Annotated in this window: 1 protein-coding gene; it reads left to right on the top strand. The window is 67.5% G+C overall.

The annotated features are described in order from the left end of the window. The coding region (locus HA630_RS27005; RefSeq protein ID WP_166832185.1) for a DUF475 domain-containing protein at positions 1-206 on the top strand (206 nt) is incomplete at both ends.

Genomic DNA, 206 nt, shown 5'->3' with positions numbered 1-206 from the left:
GGCGCCATGTTCGTGCGCTCCATGACGGTGTACCTGGTCAACCGCGGCACGCTCAACCAGTACATCTACCTGGAGCACGGCGCCCACTACGCCATCGGCGCGCTGGCCGGTGTGATGATCCTGGGCACGGTGGTGCACGTGTCCGAGGTGTTCACCGGGCTGGTGGGCGTGGCCTTCATCGCCGCGTCGGTCTGGTCGTCGCTGCG

This window comes from Aquabacterium sp. A08, from assembly GCF_011742065.1.
Note: the sequence above shows the minus strand (reverse complement) of the source record. Positions and strands in the feature narration are given on the sequence as shown.